Genomic DNA, 21,300 nt, shown 5'->3' with positions numbered 1-21,300 from the left:
ACTTTTAATATAACACTTCATGTTAGGTTTAGCAAGCCCTTTTCTAATCTTTTTTACAGCATCGCGCCTATTTTGAAACCGTTTTTTTGGATCTAATGAAGTGCGATTAGGTGGCCGTTTACTGCCTCAACGTAGCGTTTTGTCTCTTTTTTCGTTATGATTGGGGATATAAGATTTCATAAAAGCAAGAGGAGCCTACCCATGAAAGTTCAAACTCAGCCGGATGTCGACTCCCTACAGCCTAGCCTGTGGAGCGACAAAAGGTTTCATACATGGAATTACGAAATGCGAGAGCAATTCGGGAGCAAAGTATTCAAGGTCATGCTGGATGCCGGATTTACCTGCCCGAATCGGGACGGGAAGATCGCTACAGGCGGCTGTACTTTCTGCAGCGCGAGAGGTTCAGGTGATTTTGCGGGCAGCCGCAGAGACGACTTAGTGACCCAATTCAATAAGATCCGAGATTTGCAGCATCTGAAATGGCCGGAAGCGCAATATATCGGGTATTTCCAAGCGTATACGAATACGTATGCGCCGGTAGAAGAGCTGCGGGAATATTACGAAGCCATCCTCGTTCAGCCCGGTGTTGTCGGCTTGTCCATTGCAACGCGGCCGGACTGTTTGCCGGATGACGTTGTCGATTATTTGGCCGAGCTGAATGAGCGGACTTATCTGTGGGTCGAGATGGGACTCCAAACGATCCATGAGTCCACTTCCACCTTGATTAACCGCGCTCACGACACAGCCTGCTATGAAGATGCTGTCAAGCGTCTTCGGGCACGCGGCATTCGCGTTTGCGCGCATATTATTTATGGCCTGCCTCAGGAAACGCATGAAATGATGCTTGATACCGGCAGAGCTGTGGCCGCCATGGATGTGCAGGGGATCAAAATTCACCTGCTTCATCTTATGCGCAAGACGCCGATGGTCAAGCAATATGAAGCAGGCCTGCTCCGCTTCCTGGATCAAGATGAATATGTGAAGCTGATCGTTGACACGCTGGAGCTGCTGCCGCCGGAGATGATCGTTCACCGGCTTACGGGCGACGCGCCTCGCGATCTGCTGATCGGTCCGATGTGGAGTCTTAAGAAATGGGAAGTGCTGAATGCGATCGACCGCGAGCTGACCACCCGCAACACCTGGCAAGGCCGCTTGTGGGAGGCGCAGTAGAATGGGGTTCCTGAGCGTACTCAGCATGGCTCACAAGCTCGTGAAGGAACGAGTGACACCAGGCGACATCGTCATAGACGCGACCTGCGGCAACGGCATAGACACGCTGTTTCTGTCGGGGCTGGTTGGCCCCCGGGGAAGCGTCTATGCCTTCGACATCCAGGAGGAAGCACTGGAACGAACGCGGCAGCGATTGAACGGCAGTGCAGCAGATGCGGCGCTAAACCTCGTTCATGCGAGTCATGCCGATATGGTGGCGCATATCTCCGCCGAGGCATGCGGACAGGCAGCCGCCGTTATGTTTAACCTCGGCTACCTGCCCGGCGCGGATCAGTCCGTGATTACGACTCCTGATGGCACGCTGGCCGCTCTGGAGGCCGCTCTCTCGGTCCTTCGGCCTTCCGGCATCGTAACCGTCGTGCTTTATCCAGGTCACCCCGGCGGCGCCGAGGAAGCCGAAGCTGCCGTGCAATGGGCTTCCTCACTGCCTCAGTCGCTTGCGCAAACGGTACTGTATCGTATGGCACAGAAACCTGAGGCACCTTATTTGCTTGCAATCGAGAAACGGTAGTGTAGTCTTCGTTGTGGGACAAGCTGGCTTCTTGAAGAAGAAATCCTGAATAGCTAAATTATGAGGAGGTAATTATTCATGGCAGTTCGTAAACTTGAGCATGTAGGCATTATGGTATCTGATTTGGAGAAATCGATCGCATTCTATACCGAGATTGTTGGTTTGAAGTACCTGTACACGTTAAACCATTCCAACAATGTCATCCGCCTTGCTTTCCTTTCCGGCACAGATGGCGGTGAGTCCGAGGTCGAGCTGATCGAAGGTTACAACGGTCAATTGTCAGATGAAGGACGCACGCATCATGTGGCATTCACTGTAGACGATGTGGACGCTGAATTTAAGCGCATCACGGATCTTGGCGTTCCGCTGAAAGATACCGAAATTACAATGCTGCCGAATGGCGCACGTTATTTCTTCTTCTATGGCCCGGATGGCGAATTCTTAGAAATGTTCCAACCTGCTGCACAACCGCAAGTCTTATTGTAGTTTGAGGAAACCAGGAAGTTTAGACAGAGGAGTGATTGAATTGACACAGACTTACCCCTTGCAATTTAAACCCGAAATGAAAGAACGGATCTGGGGCGGCCGCGCACTGGAGCAATTCGGCCTTGAACTGCCGGAAGGCGCTATCGGCGAAGGCTGGATGATCGGCGATCATCCGAACGGCACGACCAAAGTCATGAACGGCGCACTCGCCGGACTTGGATTGGATGATATTCGCGAGAAATACGGCCATGAATATTTCGGTACGAAAGGCTACGCCGAGAACGGTCGTTTCCCGCTTCTGATCAAGCTGCTGGATTGCAATGATGATCTGTCCATTCAAGTGCATCCTACCGATGCTTACGAAGGACTGCCTGAAGGCGAGCTTGGCAAAACCGAAATGTGGTACATACTGGCTGCAGAGCCCGGCGCCAAAATCATCTACGGCCTCAAAGAAGGCGTCGATCGCGCTGCCCTCGCTGCTGCAATTGAAGAAGGCCGCGTCATGGATTGCCTGCAAGAAGTACCGGTTGAAGCCGGAGATGCGTTCTACATTCCGGCCGGCACGGTTCACGCGCTGTGCGCAGGCGTTGTAGTCGCTGAAATTCAGCAAAACTCCGACACTACTTACCGCGTGTTTGACTACAATCGTCCGGGTCTGGACGGCAAGCTTCGTGAGCTGCATGTGGAAGACTCCCTCAATGTTACCGCTTATGAGGGCGCTGGCGCGAGCCGCATGAAGACCGATGCGATCGGCGACAATGAATGGCTCACTATTGCAGAGTCCCCTTATTTTGTCGTTGAGAAAGGTCTTGTACGCGCTCCTTGGAAATTGACAACGACACCTGAATCTTTTGTCATTATTGTTATTGCAGAAGGAGCTGGCTCGCTGAGCTGGGATGGCGGCACACAAGCCGTTAAAGCCGGCGAATGCTTCTTGCTTCCCGCTAGCCTTGGCAGCTACGAGCTGGACGGCAGCATGACCGTTCTGCGCAGCGTTACGCCTTAATACGAACAAACAAACGAAGAAGCCCTCTCAAAAGTGTGCAAGACGACTTTTGAGAGGGCTTCTTAATGACTAGAGCTACGGCACATTCCAAGCTAAAAATGCTGCTTCATGTACGGAGGTGCGCGCCTCCAAAATACATCGAGGTAAAATGCTGCTTTTACACCTTAATCACAAACGGAGCAACGAGCACCTTCCCCTTATATTGAAATTGCGCCCATAGCTTATACTTGCCCGCCTTGGGGAACTGCGTATGGAACATCACACTCGAACCAGAGTCAGCGCTCATTTCAGATACGGCATGCACATGCAAATACTGCGTGGCACTCTCGTCCAGAATGACGCAATGTCCCGCTGTTCCCAGATAGGGCTCCAGCTTTATGGACTCTCCTGTAGCGGCATCCTTCAACGTAAAGTTGAGCATCGCCATCTCCCCTGCCTTCATTTCCTTCAAGTCAGGCATTCCGCTGAGAGTAACCTCTACGCCGGAAACGATCGTTTGCATGGGCTCGCTAACGGAAAGCTTCTCACTTGCCGGCTCCGCACCGCCAACCGTGATCCATTTCTTATATACCGTGAGCCCGGCGTCATCCGGCATAAATTCCGAAATAAGCAGAAACCGACCGCCATGCGGAAAGCTCAGCTTTACTTTGAATTTCCCCTGGCCCTCTTGAACCGGATGAACATGTGAGAACGTGGATAAGTCAGAGCTGACTACGATCAGATGCATCAGCTTTGTCATATCTTCTGTAAAACGCTCGACCGGTACACCTGACGGATCAAGCACCTGCAGCTCTAATTCAATCTCTCGCCCGCTCTGGGCCGACTTCTCCTCCGCTACGATCACTTTATATCCCCGGTCAGATACGTTAGTCATTTGATCCTGCTGCAAATAGTGAAGCAGTCCTCTGGTTGGGGGATCGATCTCCACATTGCGAAGCGGTTTGGCTGTACAGCCGCCCAAGAGAAGCGCTGCTAAAACGGCAATAACCAGACCTCTTATTCTCAAACTCTTGTGCTGCATCCGACTTCTATCCTTTCCCTTTCGAAGCAGACAGGAAATGAACGCCAAGTGAAAGCAAGGTCGCCTCTACAATCGAGCCTGACCATAGCTCTGCCGACCATCCGATGCCATCCACAGCATTCATGTACCCGAAATAAAAGCCCCAAAGTGCAATCGGCAGTGCCCCTGCTATTATTCGCTGAGCCCATATTCTGCCTTCACCAGCCTTCAAATATCGGTAAAGCAGATCACCCAGCAGACCTGCGGCACCTGCAATAATAATCGACTGGTAGTACACGAACCCGTCCAGTACATTCATCATCGTCGTGATCATCGCAAACAGCAGCGTCATAGCGCCGAAGGGCAGCTGCCATCTTTTCATAAGCAGAAAAACCGGATACATGTAGATAAGCGTATCCAGCAAGATGTATGTAAGACCGCGCATTTCGTTACTTTCAGCAACAATCCCATTACTAAAATGACTGACATACCAATCTACCACAGAGGCTGACGGCAAATTGTAGCGGAACGCCCAAGCGTACATGAGAAAGAAGCTGACGGCGCCGACTGTGATGACCAAGGATAGAAAAGCAGGCGCGAACTCCAGCCAGCTTGGTTTTGTCATTTTCTCATTATGCCAGCTGGCCCGAAACGGACTCGATAAAATCAATAACCCGCCTAACAGCAGCATCAGATGTGACGGACTCAGCAGCGCTGCCGTGTTTTGCTCAATGCCGAACACAACATGCCAATACATATCGAACAGTCCGCCGAGCAGGAAGATGACAACGCCGGTTAATCCGAGCCCATAGCCTACAGGCGCAGCCTTGAGCCAAGGCATGCCGGTAGTCCGTTTGGAACGGTACAGCAGCCAGCACATCCACATCGCTGAAACCATAAAACCCGAATAAAGAATGGCATGCCATGGGGTAAAGAACGTTTCGACGACCCCGTGATTATGAGCAAATCCATCCACGAAGATACCGCCGATCAGCCAGATGCCAAATACAATCGTCCAATAATCTTTCGCCGTACTTACTCGCACTACACGTGTATTCATAGCTTGAATCGGAACTGCTTGCATGGCGCGTCCCTCCGGAGTTGTCATTTTGCAAAGGCTGTAAACGCCTTCACATTCTTGTTTTATTGTACTATGCCGGTTTGTATTTCCACTACTGGACCAGCTAAAAAAAGAAGACCGCCGATTAAACGGCAGTCTCCTCTTCCTTCTTCCAAACGCCTCTTCGCTCCAGCAGTGCCACAATTGCCGCAGCAGCAAATATCGTTAATAGACATACGAGCGGATAACCATAGCGTCCGAAGGTAATAAATGGTAGATGAATGAACCAATAATAGAGAAAGGGCAGCAGCACCGGCAAAATCAGCTTCAACCGTCCGCGAATGCCAAGTACGATGAGTCCAGCAAAACCAGCGAGCACGTACAGCCAGTGCACCACGTTGATCGCCGGTCTAGGCAAGCCCGGCACCGGCTTGGAGTAGAAAGGGCTCTCGAAGAGCTGGATGGACTTCCCGACCGTAAACCAGTACGCATAATCGAACGTGTGATGCTTGAAGCCATAAGCAATGACTCGCTGCGCGGCCAGCTTCTCCGCACTGTCGCTGCCCACGAACAGCTTCTGATCCTTGTATTCCGGATATTGCTCGAAGAACCCTTTTGGCGGATTGGCCCGTTTGATCAGCGCTCCCAGCAGCATAGGGTTACCGGTAGACTTGGTGAATGGAATAAATTCATGAAAGTCGAAGTAGTTGCGAACCCACCATGGTGAGAGCAGCAGCATGCTGCAAACGCCAACGATAGCCGTATATTTAAAAATATCCTTCCAGTTGTAACGCTTCACCAGCCATATAATCAACAAGCAGATCGGTATCAGTGCACATTGCGGTTTGACGTAACAGGCGAGCCCCAGCATGATGCCGACAAACACATAGGCAGATGCCTTTCGGCGCTTCAGCGCATAAATAATGCTGCAAATCAGCAACAAAAAGAGCAGTTTAAACGTCGATTCCGTTAGAATCGCACCAGAGGCAAACAAGTTCGGCACATAAAGCGCATCAAGCAAGACAGCCACAACAGCGACGCGCCTGCCCAGCATTTCACGTGCGATGATGAAAATGAGATAAACCGATGCCGCCTGCATCAAGCACTGAAGCAAACGGAAACTCATCACTGCAGCATCGCGATCCAGAAACGACAGAAATCCGCTGAGCACAACCGGAACCACCGGCATGATGTAGTTGGTCGGGTTCATTCCGCTGTTATAAACAAGCGTATGATGCTCGAGCAGCACTTGCGCGGCATGTACATATTTGACGTCATCATTGTTGCGTTTCTCATAGGAGCCAAGCAAGAAATGGTCGCCGAGCGACAAGACCGTAATCACATGGATGAGTAAAACCGCCGCCATAAGAATCCAAACGAACTTCCGCATCCGGGACGTTTCGGACCGTAGTGAAAACAAAGCATAACTCCCTTTCCATTTAACTGGTATTCTATAAAGAACCGTTTTCTATTATACTATAAAAGATTTGTTGAAAAGCAAGACGCGCAAGTAGAAGGATGGGAAAGAAGGTAATACAAGATGCAGCAGCAACGGAGCAGCGATATATTGGTCATTATTCCTGCCTATAACGAAGAAGATACTCTAGCCCGCACCGTGCAGGAGCTTAAACGTCACACACCCTATGATTTTGTCGTCATAGATGATGGCTCTAAGGACCGCACGCCTGAGATCATTCGCAAAGAGGGTTTTCCTTCCCTTCGCCATGCCGTGAATCTCGGAATTGGCGGCTCGATGCAAAGCGGCTACAAGTATGCAGACCGAGGCGGTTATAAATATGCGATTCAACTGGACGCGGACGGGCAGCATCGTCCTGCGGATATTGAGAAGCTTGTAAACGAAATAACAATTAATGACTATGACATGGTCATCGGCTCGCGTTTTGTGGAAGCAAGCAGCTACAAGGGAAGCCTCTCCCGCCGACTCGGAATATTTTACTTTCACTGGTTGATTCGGATGCTGACAGGCGTTCCGGTCTACGACCCGACATCCGGCTTCCGCATCGTCGGACGCCGAGCGATCGAGCTGTTCTCACGCACCTATCCGACGGATTATCCGGAGGTCGAAGTGCTCGTCAGCTTGTCCAAGCGAGGCTACAAGCTCAAAGAGATCAGTGTTGAAATGCGCAACCGTCAAGGCGGCTCCTCCTCCATCAACTGGTCCAAATCGATCTATTATATGATGAAGGTTACGATGTTCTCGCTCATTCGCAAAAGCTTCTCCTAAACGAAAGGACCCGTCCAGATGAATCAGCTTGTCGCTATTCTCATTACGTTGTTTTTCCTCGGGCTTATCGTTTCCTTCACGGTAACCCATAAATTAAAGGACCGCTACGCGTTCCTCTGGCTGATTACAGCCGTTGCCGGCGTGCTTGCCGCGGCTTGCATCCCGCTGCTTAACCGGTTTGCCTTATGGATCGGCATCGCCTACATGCCTACCTTCGTGTTTCTGGTCACCATCATCTTCATCCTTGCGCTGCTCGTGCGGCAGACGATGAGTTTGTCGAACCAGTCGGAGAAAATGAAGACGTTGACGCAGGAATTCGCCGTCATGGAGAAGAAGCTGCTCGATCTTCAGAAGACAGTGGAAGGACGTGAGACCCTGTGAATCTGGTCCAATTCCTTCTCATTCTCGCCAATACGCTCATGCTTGTAAGCGGACAGTTTCTATGGAAATACGGACTCATGCAGCGCGCGAAACCTTTCGAATCGCTGCGTACGATTGTGGAGCTGATGTTCTCGCCTTACATTATGGGCGGATTGTTCATCTATGGCTGCGCAACGGTATTGTGGCTGTTTATCGTATCGAAGGTTGACCTCAGCTTGGCTTATCCCATCCAGAGCCTCGCGTACATAATCTCCATCATCGGCGCTTATTACCTGTTTGGAGAATCGTTGTCCGCCCTCAAAATCATCGGCTGTCTGCTCATACTTGCAGGTGTCGCATGCATCGGCTTGTCAGCTCGTTATGCGTAGAAGCTAAAAAGCACGGTAAAGCTCAGGAGCGATTGCCTCCTGCAGACTTTACCGTGCTTTACTTGTTTAACATCGCTGTGCTTTAGTTCTGCTCGTTCTCGCCGATTCCGCAGGCGTCATCGGTGCAAACACCGGTGCTGAAGTTCGAAGAAGGATCGAGAATGATCAGCGGCTTCTCCTCTTCCCAGCCCTTCTGCAGGACATCGAGGAACACCTCGCTTTGAAGCGCGCCGGCTACCGCGTATTTGCGGTTGATCACGAAGAACGGTACGCCATTCGCGCCAAGCATGCTAGCTTCGCTGGACTCTGCTTGCACTTCGGCTATGAACGCATCGCCGCCGAGCATCGTTTCCACTTCATCCGGGTTCAGTCCGGCTTCAACCGCGATTTCGCGGAGCGTATCCATCTCAGCAATATGCTTGGAATCTGTAAAATACGCCTTGAACAGCAGCTCCGCTACCTCAGTCCGTTTGCCATGTGTGCCTGCAAAATGAATCAAACGATGCGCATCAAGCGAATTCGCGGGAATCGCATGCTCGAAGTTGAACGTAAGCCCCTGCGCCGCAGCTTGCTGCACCAAATTCTCATGAAGCTGGATGGAACGCTCACGGCTTACTCCGTATTTGTCCGCTACCAATCCATAGACATCATGCTTCGGATATTTCTCCGCATTCGGGTCCAGCTGGAAGCTGCGATAAACGACCTCCACCTGATCTTTATGCTCGAACTGATCCAGCCCCTTCTCGAAGAGACGCTTGCCAATATAGCAAAACGGACATGCAATGTCCGACCAAATTTCCACTTTCATCTTCACTTCACTCCTTCATCTGATAAGCCCATTATAGCCGCTTCCTCAGGTGTAGGACAACGTTTGGAAGCGTTCAACTGCTCGCCTCCCGCCGCCTCCATTCGCTTGGAGGACATCCGATCAATTTCCGGAACACATTCGTAAAGTGCTGGCTTGTCTTAAATCCAAGCTCAAGAGCAATTTCAATGATGGATAAACTCGAGTTCAACAGAAGCTCACAGGCATGTTCAATCCGAACACGTTCCATGTATGCAGCAGGCGATTGTCCGAACAGCTCTTGAAACAATTTATAGAAATGCGATTCACTCACCTGCACCTCCTGCGCCATCTCAGCAATCGATAATCGTCTCTCAGGTGTTTGCTCCAATCGCTGAACAAGCTCAGTCATCTTGCCCCACCATTCAGGTTCAATCGTCTTCAGTGGAACCGGCTGCAGCAGTCCAAGCAGAATATCCAGCATCTGATGATGGGCAAACAGCCTCTTCGCCGGTCCATCCGATTCTAAGGTCGCCTTTAGCCGCGCGAATTGCTCATGCACCCGATCATCGGCACGAAATACATGCGGCAGCTGCTGCAGCCCGGCCACGATGAAGTTACGCTCTTGCTGTCCTAAGTTAAACCAACTTGAGTCCCGCTCAGGGTCCGTTATGATAAACCACCAAATGCGGCTAGGCTCGATATGGTTGAATCTAGCCTTGTGCAGCTCTCCCGGAGCTGTGAAGAACCATTGGCCTGCACTAGTAGGATATTGCACACCATCTACTTCCCAAGTAACGCTGCCATGCTCCAAGTAGACAAATTCGTATCCGATCATGTGACGATGCAAGGTCAGCTGATAAGCTTCCGAATACTTCTGACAGCCAAGCACGATCAGCTCCGGAATAATGCTGGTTCCGACTGCATCCATCCCGTGACTTTCATCATAATCAGGCGGGTAAATCCAGCGCATCGATGTAGAAGATTGTTTTCTTGCCATGCCCGTTCCCCCATCTCCATACAATCGTTATGTGTCTAAAACTATTTCGTATTTTTTGGAAAGCCTGTCGAGCTTCCATCCCTTACACTTAGAAGCAGGAAGCTATTCTGCGCCAATAAGGAGTAATCATATGAGCGAAACTTCACAACGGGATTACAGCATACTAGGACCGGAAAGAGAGAAAGCGATCGCCAAAGGACTTGTATCCGCCGAGTGGTACAAATGTCCCGTTCCCCGCAAACGCATGAAGGAGCTTATGGTCCGCAGAAACGGTCCAGCAATAAGAGACACCTTGCTATGGTTTATGTTTCTAGCAGCGTCAGGATATCTCGCTTATTTATCCTGGGGAACCTGGTGGGCGATCCCCGCATTTGCCCTTTACGGCATCATCTACTCCACTCCCGCCGTCTCGAAGTGGCATGAATCCTGTCACGGGACACCTTTTCGAACACCATGGATGAATGAAGCTTTGTATCAGCTGTGCTCCTTCCTCATTCTCATTCAAGCGACGAATTATCGCTGGAGTCATGTTCGTCATCATACCGATACGATCATCGTCGGCAGCGACCCGGAAATTATGGAGCCGCGCCCCCCAATGTGGAGCAGACTGCTCAAGATGATTTTCCGATTCGGCGATATCTTCGGGACGTTTAAATCTTTGTTCCGACATGCTTTCGGCCGCCTTACCAATAGCGAGAAGGAACTGATCCCTGTAAGCGAGTATCGTTCATTGTTCTGGGAAGCTCGCATTTTCATTCTCGTTTATGCTGCTATTATCGGGCTGTGTTTCTATATTCAGAGCCTATTGCCGCTTATGTTTGTCGGTTTACCTGCGTTCTACGGCTTCTTCTTGATGACCGCCCTGAACTCTACTCAACATCTTGGCTTATACGAAGACACGCTTGATCACCGGTTATGCGTGCGCACTTTCTATACCAACCCGATCATTCGGTTTCTGTATACCAACATGAATTATCATATGGAACATCATATGTTCCCGATGGTGCCTTATTATAACTTACCTGCCCTGCATCAAGAGATTAAGAATGACTGTCCGCCCGCCGCATCAAGCTTCACAGCCGCTCTTCGTGAAACGGTTTCCGCCTTATGGCATGCACAGAAAGATCCGGCCTATGTCGTACCGAAATACCGCGCATTTGCCGAACAGCGCGCGAATAACCAGCCTATTGAAACCACCCTCGCATCCAATAAATAAACAGAGAAATGTACGTGATGAAGGACGCAGCTAACGTCCCTTATCACGTACATTTTTTATTATCCCTCTGATTTCAACCGAATCACGAATCTAAACTTGGTATTCTCCTCGTACCACATGCGGAAATTAGTACCCCAAACATTGTTGTGCAGGTTAAAATGCATGCCGCCATCCAATGGAGCGAATGCTTGATCGAATTGAAGCATTCGCTTCTCTCCCGGAGCTAATACCGGAGCATCCAACGTTTCCAAATGGACAATCCCATCACTGCCTTGGTAATGCACGCCGGAATGAACGGCATGAAGACTGCGGTTTCCGTTCTTAACCACTTCAAGCGGCGAAACACGTTCCCCCAACTTATCCATCTTCCACAGGTTCGGGTTATCTACGTTCAAAGCAAAGGAGAACCAGCTTGCCTCCGGCAGTCGATAGGCTTGTTTATCGAACCAGCCTAATTCGACCTCGATCTTACTCTCCTGTTTGTAGAACCGATACTGCATATGAAGCTTCTTGGGAGCGCCATGTGTCTGCGAGGCTTCTTGGCTCATGTTAAGCTGCAAACTGACTTCATCATACTGCTCCTCTTCCCGGACAACTGCCCCATTGACTCGGGGTGAATATCGCTTATGTTCCGGTTTAGGCTCTGCAAACTCCATGCCTGGCTTGCCGAAGTCCGGCTCCGACCAGTAATACGTTTCAGCCCAATTCACAACATAATCTCGATACCAATTATGGTAGTCATCCATGCCAAACGTTTCATATTCGAATACGCCTAACCGATGCTGATCATCAGCCCAAACTTTACCCCGCCCGTCGACAAGCTGAATAATCGAGCCGTCGATTCCAAACTCGACATCGAAGCAGCCTAGTCGTTGCGGCTGTCCGAAGGGGAGCTCCCGGCCATTCGCATGAAACGCTTCATTCGGAGCCAGCATCAACAGTGCCTGACGTGCTTCGTTCTGCAAGTCCGACGATAACATGGATATCGCCTGCGTGAGGTAATTCCGTTGTTCCTCCCATGAACTTTCGATCAGGCTGAAGCTTTTCCCCGAATCTGATTCGAACTTCTCCGAGTGGTCGCCGCCATAAATGCCGAAATAGCCATAACGAGGATGGATGGCATCCTTCGTGACGACATCGGCTTGCCTTGCCGCATGGAAGTCATGGACGGAATAATGCTTGAAATCGGTCAAATGTGTCTTCTCGTCCATCCCCCATGTATGTTCGGGAATGAGTATGAGCTGATCGCAGAAGTCGGCATATTGCCTGCTGCTTGCGTCCAATCGACCTTCACCTACCCACTTGCTGCGCAGCCTTAAGAGCTCCCGATAATGGGCGATTTTCAGCGGATCGGAGGCTGCTCCGTGAATCCATGAATCACCGATTTCCTCCGTAACGACGGGGAATTGATCTTTCATAGCTACTAATTTCTCGGCGAACGCATCCATTGTTGAGGCTTCTATAACGGCTCCCGGAAATTGTTCGGCAAGCTGTAGGAACTGCTTCCGAATATCCTCTGCCTTCGGCGGCCCCATATTATCGTTCGTATGCGCAAACACCAGCACTTCATCCAAACCGTCAATGAACGTGATATTGCCGTAACTGCCGGCATAGTTAACAACGATTTCCGATCCGTCCTTCGCTCGCCAAACGAATACTTCCGGAACGCTCGGCTTCGTCGAGGCATAGTTAACGCCAAGGTGCAGGTATTGAATACCGTACTTCGCCATATAGGGAACCATGCCAATCGTATGTCCGGGTACATCCGTCATCTTGGCCGCGATCGTACGTTTGCCATACTTCTCATCCAGCTTGCGCGCGATCGACAAACCATGCTCGAATAACGCAGGATCCATTAATTCCGTGTGTGTTGTAAAAGGTAGTCCGTGCCAAACGATACTGCCGGCAGCAATCCCATCTTCCATGCGCTTACGCTGCTCCGAATCAGCCGTTTTTAGAAATTCATGAATCAGCCAAGAGCCGGTTGTCCACACAAACCTTACCGGGCCCTGTTCGCGATTGAATGCGTCAGCCAGCTCGAGCGCTTGAGGAATAAAGGAGTGAAAGTATTGATCCACGACATGACTTGCCAAGTCCGTAAACCCGATATCAAGATGCGTTTTAAATACAACATGAACTTTACGTATGTTTTCCATCCCAAGCGTACCTCCTCTTATTCCTTAACGGATCCAAGCACGATACCGTGAACAAAATATTTCTGAAGAAACGGATAGATCGTCAATAGCGGAATCATCGCTACGATCAGCTTGGCTGAGTTCAGCGTCTTGTCAGACGCCTTCGACAGCTCAATTAATTGATCCGTCGTCAGCGATTTCATCAACTCTGGATCAATCCGTACGACAAGCTGTTGAATGTAGGTCTGCAGCGGATAGAGAGACGGCTTATTCATGTAGATGAGTCCGTCGAAGAATGAATTCCAATGGCCGACAATGCTGAATAGCGTTACAGTCGCCAAGGCCGGCATCGATACGGGAATAAAGATACTCGCTAGTGTCCGCCACGGACCGGAACCGTCAACGATTGCAGCTTCTTCCAGCTCTTTAGGTAAATTTCGAAAGAAATTCATAATGAGAATGACATTAAAGACAGGTACTGCCCCTGGCAAAACGAGCGACCATAACGTGTTCTGCAGATTCAGTTCCGTCACAGTCATATACAGCGGAATGAGTCCGCCGGAGAAGAGCATGCAGAACACCAGATACCACATATAAATTTTTCTGCCCGGAAACATCTTGTTATCTCTTGCTAACGGATAAGCCATGATGACGGTCAGTACGAAGTTGATCACACCGCCAAGCAGCACTCGTTTTACAGAAATGTAGAAGGCTGCAAAAAATTTATGGTCTTCCAAAATAATTTTATACGATGTTAAATTGAAGCCAACAGGCCATGCAAATACTCTACCGGCATTTACAGCAGCTTTGTCACTAAAGGATAGTGCAATCGTGTACCAGAGCGGGAACAACGAAATGCACGCAATAAGGATCAAAGCCAAATAGATAAACATATCAGCGCTGCGGCTGCTCCACGATTTTGAGGAAACCATGCCTAGACCCCTTTTCTTAGAAGATGCGGTAGTTAGCAAATTTGTCGGCCATTTTATTGGAGAGCGCGATCAATATAATAGCGATCACAGACTTCATTAACCCGACAGAGGTGGCGAGTCCGTATTGTTGATCCACAAGGCCCATGCGGTATACGTACGTATCGATAATATCGCCAGACGAATAAACGAGCGGATTGTACAGATTAAACACTTGATCGAAGCCGGCGTTCAAAATATTGCCAAGACTTAGTGTCGATAGCAACACGATTGTAGGCATAATGCCGGGAATCGTGACATGCCATAGCTTGCGGAACCTTGATGCGCCGTCGATCTCGGCTGCTTCATAGAGCGAAGGATTAATGCCTGCAAGCGCAGCCAAATAGACAACAGCGCTAAAACCAAATTCCTTCAGCACATCGCTCCATACGATAATATGACGAAAATAATGATTGCTGGCGAGGAACATAATAGGCTCCATGTGAAAAAATCCAGTAATCTGGTTGACGATTCCGTCTATAGATAGCATCGCAATCAGTATGCCGGATAGAATAACCCAGGACATAAAGTGCGGCAAATATACGATAGTTTGAACTAACCGTTTGAACGCGCGCGCTCGAATTTCATGCAGCAGCAAGGCGAACGTAATTGGAATAATAATGCCCAGAACAATCTTCATGGAAGCGATAACTAATGTATTGATGAACACCTGTCTACTGCCTGGAAGTTGAAGCATGAATTTAAAGTTATCCAATCCGACCCATGTCTGCTCAAAGATCGGAATACCCGGTATAAAATCCTGAAACGCAATAACGGTACCAAACAGTGGAATCGTACTGAAAATGATGAGCAGCACGATGCCCGGAAGCAGCATCAGGTGATAGTTTAGCAGCCATTTCTTCGATATCATCGGTGTTCCACCTGTCCTATGGAATGATATAAGGGAAGCGCCAGCATATCGCATTGGCGCTCCCCCATCTTACTATTTGCTTATCTCTTCTTTCACTTCTTCGCTAATACGTTTACCGCCAAGCGTATTCCATTGCTCTACAAACTTATCGAAGCTGTCTAGAGGCTGCTCGCCCATAATAATTTTCAGGAAGGTTTCGTTCTCAAGCTTCTCCAGAATGGACCACTTCGTTTGCATCGACTTTGTTTTTCCGAAGTACAGGTTATTCGAGAATACAACATTGTCTGCATTCATAAGCTTTGCGCCTTCGAATCTTGCCGTAGCGTTAGCCCAAGCGGCTATATCCTTCTTCGGATTAGCTTGATTCGTAAAGTAATCCTTGTACCAGCCTTTAAGCTCCGTATCCAATGACGAATCATCTTTTGCGTCTACAGCGGCTTGAGCTTGTGCATGCGTATCATATACCGTAGTTTCCGGGCCAACTTGAAGCGAGAATGGCCACAGCTCCCATTTCTGCTGAACGGCAGGTTGATCCTTATACAGATCAGCCGCTTCCGGGTCAATCTTGCGAATACCGTTATATTCCACATTCAGTACGCGAACAACCGCATCCGGATGCTCATAACCTTTTCGTACGACAAGGTATTGGCCTGTTGGGTCCTGGTCAACCGTGTTGAACTTGCCTTCGCTGTCAAGTGGAGCGATAAACGGCTTCCATTCCGCTTTCGGATCATTCTTAACAGAGTCGTTCAGCGGCCAATAGGAAATCCACCATGGACCAAAGACGATACCGACTTGGTTGTTCGCTACAACTTCAGCCGGATCTTTACGGATCGCGAACTCTTTGTCGATTAAGCCTTGCTTATACATTTCACTCAATTTGCCGAGTGCCGTCTTCATTTCGGGCAATGTCGAGCTGTACACGACGTTGTCAGAAGCGTCCTTCAGCCACTGGCCTTTAAACGCGTGGAATGTGCTCATAATGGGGTCGAAGCCGGAGAAGTTATTCCAGCCGGCAAGCGAAGGAACACCGCTAATGCCAAGCGTTTTGCCGTTGCCGGCAGCATCATTATCGATAAATGTTTTAGCTACCGACATCAGCTCGTCAACTGTCTTAGGCGCTTGCAAGTTATATTTGTCCAGCCAGTCCTGGCGCACCCACATAATATTGTATTGCTGACCGATATTCGTATTTGGAAGCGCCATCAATTTACCGTCAAATGTCGCTCTCTTAAGCACTCGTTCGCCATAGGAATCGTAGTAGCCTTTGATGAGCGGGCTAATGTTGCTGTTATAAGCATCCGTCAAATCTTCGATCAGATCGGCAGCTACGAGCTGCTTAAGCTGCTGCTCATTCACGAGGAATGCATCCGGCAAATCTCGGCTCGCCATCGATACACCAAGCTTCTGCTCGTAAGCTTCAGGCGTTTCCACCTGCCATGCATGCGTCACCTTCACATTCAATTTCTTATTGACCCAGCGAGTGAACTCGTTATCCTCAACCGTATCACCGTTTTGGAAAGTGACATTTTTGGAGTTAATCGATTTCGCAATTGAAAGAGAAATAGGTTGATCGAATTTACCGAACGGGTCTGGCTGTGCAGCGTCCGATGCCGTATTCGTTGCAGTATTCGTTGAGGAATTGGCTGTGTTGGTATTCTCACTGCCTGCTGAGTTGCTTGTGTTGTTCCCGTTATTGCCCCCGCAAGCGCTTACCAAAAGCATTAACGATACTAAACTGAGTGCTGCCCATTTGCTATTGCCCTTCATCTTTCAGCCCCCTTGATGATCTATATCACTACGTCTTTATCTTACCTTTGGCAGGGCAAATAAAGTGAGAGAAGCCTGCTGTTGCTGGTTAGAATTTGGTTCTTCATTCGCTGAGGTTGTACATGGATAATCTCATTTTCTCACCTGTTGTAACCATTTTCGCACCTTTCTTGCTCCCAATACGCTAAAAAGGGATCTTCAACGTTACCGTCGTTCCTTGCCCAATCCGGCTGTCTATAGAGAATAGGCAGTCATCGCCGTAATGAGCCTGAATGACTCTCTTTACATAATCGAGTCCAATGCCAAGACCGGAGTCCCGCAGCGGATTTTTCTCTTCCAGCATGACTTTGGCTATCTCGTCTGCTGTCATCCCTTCGCCGTTATCGATGACTTCGATGATTAAGTAATGATCGCTGACTTTATGAATGTCGAGCGTTATTCGTCCATCCTCGTCGCTTAGGCCGTGATAGAGCGCATTCTCAACGATCGGCTGCAGAATGAAGCGGGGAACGTCCGTATCGAGCAGCCCCTCATCAATGTCGGCAACGACCTTGAACTCGCAATCGTACCTGACACGCTGCAGCGCGATATAGTCATGTATGGCTGCCAATTCATCCCGGAGCGGAACGATTTCTCCTTTTTTTCCAAGGTTATAGTGAAGAATGCGGGTAAAGACCGATACAAACTGGTCGATCTCCGTTTGGCCCTTCATCCGGGCAAGCCATTGGATCGTATTTAAGGTGTTGTGAATAAAGTGCGGGTTGATTTGATACAGCAGCTTCTCCACCTCTAATTGCCGCTTGTTCGTTTCTCTCAGCTCGATATCGCCGATCAGATCCTGAATCCGGGTTCTCATCTGATAGGATTTTTGCATGACAATATCAAACTCTTTGATGTTGGTATAGCTAACCGGAGAATCGAATTTGCTGCTTGCGAGCAGTTGAATGTCATGGCCGACCTTCTTCAGCGGCAGATAAACCGTTCGCCACAGCACATAGGCAAACAACAAGCTGATGAACAAGCTGCCGGAACCGATCAAGAAATATTTGACTAACCATTTATGGAATTCTCGCTCAAAATCTTGTTTCGCGATGACGACCATCAGCGTCCAGCCTTGCTCATTATGCTGACCGAAGATATAGTAATCCCCTTGCTTTTCTTTAAAAGTACCGGCTGTGCCAGATCTCGCAAATGCTTGTCCAAGCGGGAACCTCTCCGGAAAATCACTGTAAACAATGTTTCCTTGATCGTTAATCAATACATTCGAAGCCTTCATTCCATATTGCTGCTTGTCCATGATTTGCTCGAACAATTTATTATTCGTTTCCACGTACAGGTACACTTGGTCTTCCCCCGTTAAATACACAGGCCGTACCAATGAAAATACAATCTTCTTCTTTCCGTAACGATACAGCGTCTCATGCGGCCCGTAGAAGGTCACGGCTTTCCCGGCTGCCAGACGAGGCAGCTTATCGAAGCTGAATTTGCGATCTACGACCAAATTCTCAAACTTCACTTCTTTATTTTTCGGAAAATAATAAAACATAACGCCAAGATTGGGGTTCGTAAAGTTAACCAGGTTCAAGTTTTGCTGGATATCTTGACTCAGCTCCAATTGCTGATAAATACTCTCCGTCGTCAGATAATCCGTCAATTTCTGACCGACGTTGCCTTCATTGGTGAGCTGAAGAGATGCGTAATCCATATTATTCAGCGTACTGTTCAAGTTGTAGCTGCCCTGGTTGAGCGAATTGAATAAACCGCTTTCAATTTTCTTGCTTGTGATTTCCTCAATGGACAGATACGATACCCATCCTAACAGAGCTAATGGAATGAATGCGCTGAGCAGCAGAATGAGAATGAGTTTATTCTTAAGCGATCGTGCTCTTCGCAGTTTGGGTATAAGTGCGTTCACAATATCCTCCCGCTTTTCTTCCCGAACTGTTTGCGATGATCCAGCGGATTTCTCCCGAACTGTTTGAAGAAGACGCGGCTAAAATACTTTTCATCTTGAAAGCCCGTTTTTTCGGCAATGGTGTAGATTGGCAGCAGCGTGGACTCGATCAAGGCAACTGACTTCTCCAAACGCAAATGTTTGGTGTACTCGCTATAAGGCTTCCCTACGATATCTTTAAAGCACCGGCTGAAATAGCTGCCGCTCATTAAGAACTTTGCCGCCAATTCATCGCGATTAAAATCATAGTCGCTGCTTTCATGGATAAGGCGGATTGCCTTCATGACAAGGATGATGATGTCGGTAGAGTAAGGAAACGCTCCCGTTCTATTGCGCAAAGCTTCTCGTAAAGCTGTGAGCCACGCTGAGGTTTGATGCCAGAAGTAAAGCCTATCTTTATCTGCCAACAGGTCTCCAAATCCATCCTCGCTCAATACCGAAAACCAAAGGGCAAGATGCTCATCGATCAGCTTCATGATCGTATCGCGATTGGGTCTTAAATCGGTGATTTCTCCGAGAAGCGCATGGAAGGCTTCGTCCTCATAAATCCAGTTCATCTCTCTCCAATTGCAATACAGCTTGTCCCCGTCATTCGAAAGTTTCGTCTCGTCCGAGGTTGACAAGTTTAAGGAAATGAAACCGAATTTCTGACCAGGCTGAAAGTCATAATAGATTTGCTTGGGTGTTTCAAACTGGACTGCTTTGCTGATCGCATTCACCGATTCTTGACTTGCGCCTTCAATATCCACCCATAGCCAGTTCTCTTGACCGATTATAAATTGCCGGGTGACGCTGTCGATTTCTTGATGCTCCTTGCGGAACAGCCACATGCCGCTGCTTAGATCAAGGACATGCTCGGATCTGTTAATCTCGCCTGGGAATGCACGTTGATGCGGCGTGCCGGCAGCAGTCACGTCAACTAACAGCCCGAAATGTTGGACTGCCGGTTTCTCCTTGCGATACGAGCCTGTGCTCTCGTGTTCAATACGGTCCACGATCCGGCCGATGATTTCTTCGATCTTCTCTGTGTCGAGCTGCGTCTTTACGATATAATCCAATGCGCCTAAGCGAAGTGCCTCCTGAATGTAGTCAAAGTCCTGATGGCAAGTAAGCACAACCATTCTGGTCTGGTGAAATTGCTCCCGAATGGCTTTCATAAGCTCAATGCCGTTCATTACCGGCATAGTCAAATCAATAAAAATAAGGTCAACCTGATGCTGATGCATAAACTCGAGCGCTATTTTTCCATTGACCGCTTCACCAATGATTTCGATCTCAAATTGCTCCCAAGGTACGATCGAAATAAAGCCTTTTCTGGCCAGTTTCTCATCGTCTACGACGAGTGCTTTAATCATTAATACTCCCCCCTTTTGCTGGAATCTATAGAAAAGCCGCCTTATAAATAGGCGGCTTCCGTAACTCCCTCAGTACACTATAGACTTCGCTCTATTTTTCGTGCAGTTACTATTGGCTGATAATACCCTGAATCGGATGGCAACAACCACTCGATTTCCGAGAATCCCGCTTTCATCAACATCGTAGTTAATTCTTCGCGCAATAAAGCTCTGTACGTTGTTTTATTATGCTTTGTTGTCCAATTCCCGTTTATTTCTTGCAGAATAAACTGGTTCGTCTGATAGGTTGTCCCATCATCTGCCCAATCCCAAACCTGAAATACAATACGCTTGCCCTGGTCGAAAATGCGCGGTTCTGTGGCTCTTGGCTTTTCTCGTGCCAGCTCATCGTAATCCCTGATTGTGATCAGAAGAACGCCGTCATTGTTAACTTTCGCGTACATATTGCTTAGAGCGAGAAATAAATCTTCATCCGTCAGCAGGTGCGGGACTGCGTTATCTGCGGAAAGAACGACATCAAACGTGCCTGAAACCTCTTGTGCCAACGAACGAAAATCAGCGACTCCAAACTTTATTTCAACCCCGAAAGCTGCTGCTTCTTTGGCTGCTCTTTCAATTGAAACTGAACTTAAATCAGTACCCGATACTTGAAATCCGTGATTAGCAAGCCCAATGGCTTGTGTGCCGATCCCGCAGGAGCAGTCTAAAAGCGAGGATCCCGCTTGGTCCCGATCTGCCGTCTTTGAATGAATGATTTTGCTTAAAATCTCACCTTGTCTAGCAATAGCCTGATGCCAATCCACGAAAATGAGGTGATACGTTTCAGCCAGGTCATCATAAAATTCTAAAACAGAATCATCCATTGTTCACACCACCTATTGGTATTCGTCATTTTCAAAGAGTTGGACCTAATTATAGTGATAAAGTGCAATCATGTATACTACATAAAACGTTATATGA

General features: G+C 48.7%; 20 protein-coding genes. 8 read left to right on the top strand and 12 right to left on the bottom strand.

Features of this window, described 5'->3' with window-relative positions; genetic code table 11:
- Positions 1-201 precede the first annotated feature (201 nt).
- The 4 genes from mnmL (at position 202) to AC0YNS_RS11880 (ending at position 3,233) form a co-directional block, all read left to right on the top strand.
- Positions 202-1,170, top strand: coding sequence for a tRNA modification radical SAM protein MnmL/YtqA (mnmL, locus tag AC0YNS_RS11895; RefSeq protein ID WP_475781204.1), 969 nt, complete (start codon positions 202-204; stop codon positions 1,168-1,170).
- 1 nt (position 1,171) lies between these two features.
- A complete protein-coding gene (mnmM, locus tag AC0YNS_RS11890) occupies positions 1,172-1,741 on the top strand; it encodes a tRNA 5-(aminomethyl)-2-thiouridylate-methyltransferase MnmM (protein WP_475781203.1) in 570 nt (189 codons plus the stop codon).
- Between the two features lie 78 nt (positions 1,742-1,819).
- On the top strand, positions 1,820-2,227 hold the full coding sequence (locus tag AC0YNS_RS11885) for a VOC family protein (protein ID WP_475781202.1): 408 nt from the start codon (positions 1,820-1,822) through the stop codon (positions 2,225-2,227).
- Between the two features lie 40 nt (positions 2,228-2,267).
- The gene (locus AC0YNS_RS11880) at positions 2,268-3,233 is read left to right on the top strand and encodes a type I phosphomannose isomerase catalytic subunit (protein ID WP_475781201.1); all 966 of its coding nucleotides are present in this window, start codon (positions 2,268-2,270) and stop codon (positions 3,231-3,233) included.
- A 157-nt stretch (positions 3,234-3,390) separates the two neighbouring features.
- Here the strand turns inward: AC0YNS_RS11880 and AC0YNS_RS11875 are convergent, their stop codons facing one another.
- From AC0YNS_RS11875 to AC0YNS_RS11865, 3 genes are all read right to left on the bottom strand, one after another.
- Positions 3,391-4,254: a hypothetical protein gene (locus AC0YNS_RS11875; protein ID WP_475781200.1), complete on the bottom strand. Its 864-nt coding sequence runs from the start codon at positions 4,252-4,254 to the stop codon at positions 3,391-3,393.
- A 7-nt stretch (positions 4,255-4,261) separates the two neighbouring features.
- Positions 4,262-5,317: a hypothetical protein gene (locus AC0YNS_RS11870; protein WP_475781199.1), complete on the bottom strand. Its 1,056-nt coding sequence runs from the start codon at positions 5,315-5,317 to the stop codon at positions 4,262-4,264.
- 121 nt (positions 5,318-5,438) lie between these two features.
- The gene (locus tag AC0YNS_RS11865; protein ID WP_475781198.1) at positions 5,439-6,713 is read right to left on the bottom strand and encodes a glycosyltransferase family 39 protein; all 1,275 of its coding nucleotides are present in this window, start codon (positions 6,711-6,713) and stop codon (positions 5,439-5,441) included.
- A gap of 120 nt (positions 6,714-6,833) precedes the next feature.
- Between AC0YNS_RS11865 and AC0YNS_RS11860 the strand changes: the two genes are divergently transcribed.
- From AC0YNS_RS11860 to AC0YNS_RS11850, 3 genes are read left to right on the top strand one after another with little or no spacing between them, the layout of a single operon-like run.
- Positions 6,834-7,538: a glycosyltransferase family 2 protein gene (locus AC0YNS_RS11860; RefSeq protein WP_475781197.1), complete on the top strand. Its 705-nt coding sequence runs from the start codon at positions 6,834-6,836 to the stop codon at positions 7,536-7,538.
- An 18-nt stretch (positions 7,539-7,556) separates the two neighbouring features.
- Entirely contained in the window at positions 7,557-7,919 is a 363-nt protein-coding gene (locus AC0YNS_RS11855) for a DUF2304 domain-containing protein (protein ID WP_475781196.1), read from the top strand.
- The gene (locus AC0YNS_RS11850; RefSeq protein WP_177186508.1) at positions 7,916-8,287 is read left to right on the top strand and encodes an EamA family transporter; all 372 of its coding nucleotides are present in this window, start codon (positions 7,916-7,918) and stop codon (positions 8,285-8,287) included. The genes AC0YNS_RS11855 and AC0YNS_RS11850 overlap by 4 nt, the downstream gene beginning before the upstream one ends.
- An 82-nt stretch (positions 8,288-8,369) precedes the next feature.
- Here AC0YNS_RS11850 and AC0YNS_RS11845 read toward each other — a convergent pair whose 3' ends face one another.
- Positions 8,370-9,095 (bottom strand): DsbA family oxidoreductase, encoded by a 726-nt coding sequence (locus AC0YNS_RS11845; protein ID WP_475781195.1) that lies wholly within the window; start codon positions 9,093-9,095, stop codon positions 8,370-8,372.
- A 73-nt stretch (positions 9,096-9,168) separates the two neighbouring features.
- Positions 9,169-10,071: a helix-turn-helix domain-containing protein gene (locus AC0YNS_RS11840; protein WP_475781194.1), complete on the bottom strand. Its 903-nt coding sequence runs from the start codon at positions 10,069-10,071 to the stop codon at positions 9,169-9,171.
- Positions 10,072-10,201: 130 nt separating this feature from the next.
- Here AC0YNS_RS11840 and AC0YNS_RS11835 point away from each other — a divergent pair, with 130 nt between their 5' ends.
- Positions 10,202-11,287, top strand: coding sequence for a fatty acid desaturase family protein (locus AC0YNS_RS11835; protein ID WP_475781193.1), 1,086 nt, complete (start codon positions 10,202-10,204; stop codon positions 11,285-11,287).
- 59 nt (positions 11,288-11,346) lie between these two features.
- Here AC0YNS_RS11835 and AC0YNS_RS11830 read toward each other — a convergent pair whose 3' ends face one another.
- The 7 genes from AC0YNS_RS11830 to AC0YNS_RS11800 all read right to left on the bottom strand — a co-directional run bounded on the left by AC0YNS_RS11830 (position 11,347) and on the right by AC0YNS_RS11800 (position 21,203).
- Positions 11,347-13,443 (bottom strand): DUF5054 domain-containing protein, encoded by a 2,097-nt coding sequence (locus AC0YNS_RS11830; RefSeq protein WP_475781192.1) that lies wholly within the window; start codon positions 13,441-13,443, stop codon positions 11,347-11,349.
- Positions 13,444-13,460: 17 nt separating this feature from the next.
- Positions 13,461-14,354, bottom strand: coding sequence for a carbohydrate ABC transporter permease (locus tag AC0YNS_RS11825; protein ID WP_475781191.1), 894 nt, complete (start codon positions 14,352-14,354; stop codon positions 13,461-13,463).
- 16 nt (positions 14,355-14,370) lie between these two features.
- Positions 14,371-15,261, bottom strand: coding sequence for an ABC transporter permease (locus AC0YNS_RS11820; RefSeq protein WP_475781190.1), 891 nt, complete (start codon positions 15,259-15,261; stop codon positions 14,371-14,373).
- Between the two features lie 72 nt (positions 15,262-15,333).
- Positions 15,334-17,031 (bottom strand): extracellular solute-binding protein, encoded by a 1,698-nt coding sequence (locus AC0YNS_RS11815; protein WP_475781189.1) that lies wholly within the window; start codon positions 17,029-17,031, stop codon positions 15,334-15,336.
- Positions 17,032-17,215: 184 nt separating this feature from the next.
- On the bottom strand, positions 17,216-18,946 hold the full coding sequence (locus tag AC0YNS_RS11810) for a cache domain-containing sensor histidine kinase (RefSeq protein ID WP_475781188.1): 1,731 nt from the start codon (positions 18,944-18,946) through the stop codon (positions 17,216-17,218).
- Positions 18,943-20,340: a response regulator transcription factor gene (locus tag AC0YNS_RS11805; protein ID WP_475781187.1), complete on the bottom strand. Its 1,398-nt coding sequence runs from the start codon at positions 20,338-20,340 to the stop codon at positions 18,943-18,945. Before AC0YNS_RS11805 ends, AC0YNS_RS11810 begins: the two co-directional genes overlap by 4 nt.
- A 77-nt stretch (positions 20,341-20,417) precedes the next feature.
- Positions 20,418-21,203, bottom strand: coding sequence for a class I SAM-dependent methyltransferase (locus AC0YNS_RS11800; RefSeq protein ID WP_475781186.1), 786 nt, complete (start codon positions 21,201-21,203; stop codon positions 20,418-20,420).
- Between the last annotated feature and the right edge of the window lie 97 nt (positions 21,204-21,300).

The sequence above is a fragment of the Paenibacillus sp. J22FR21 genome (assembly GCF_056269135.1).
The sequence above is the reverse complement of the archived record's forward strand: the minus strand, read 5'-3'. Positions and strand labels throughout refer to the sequence as shown.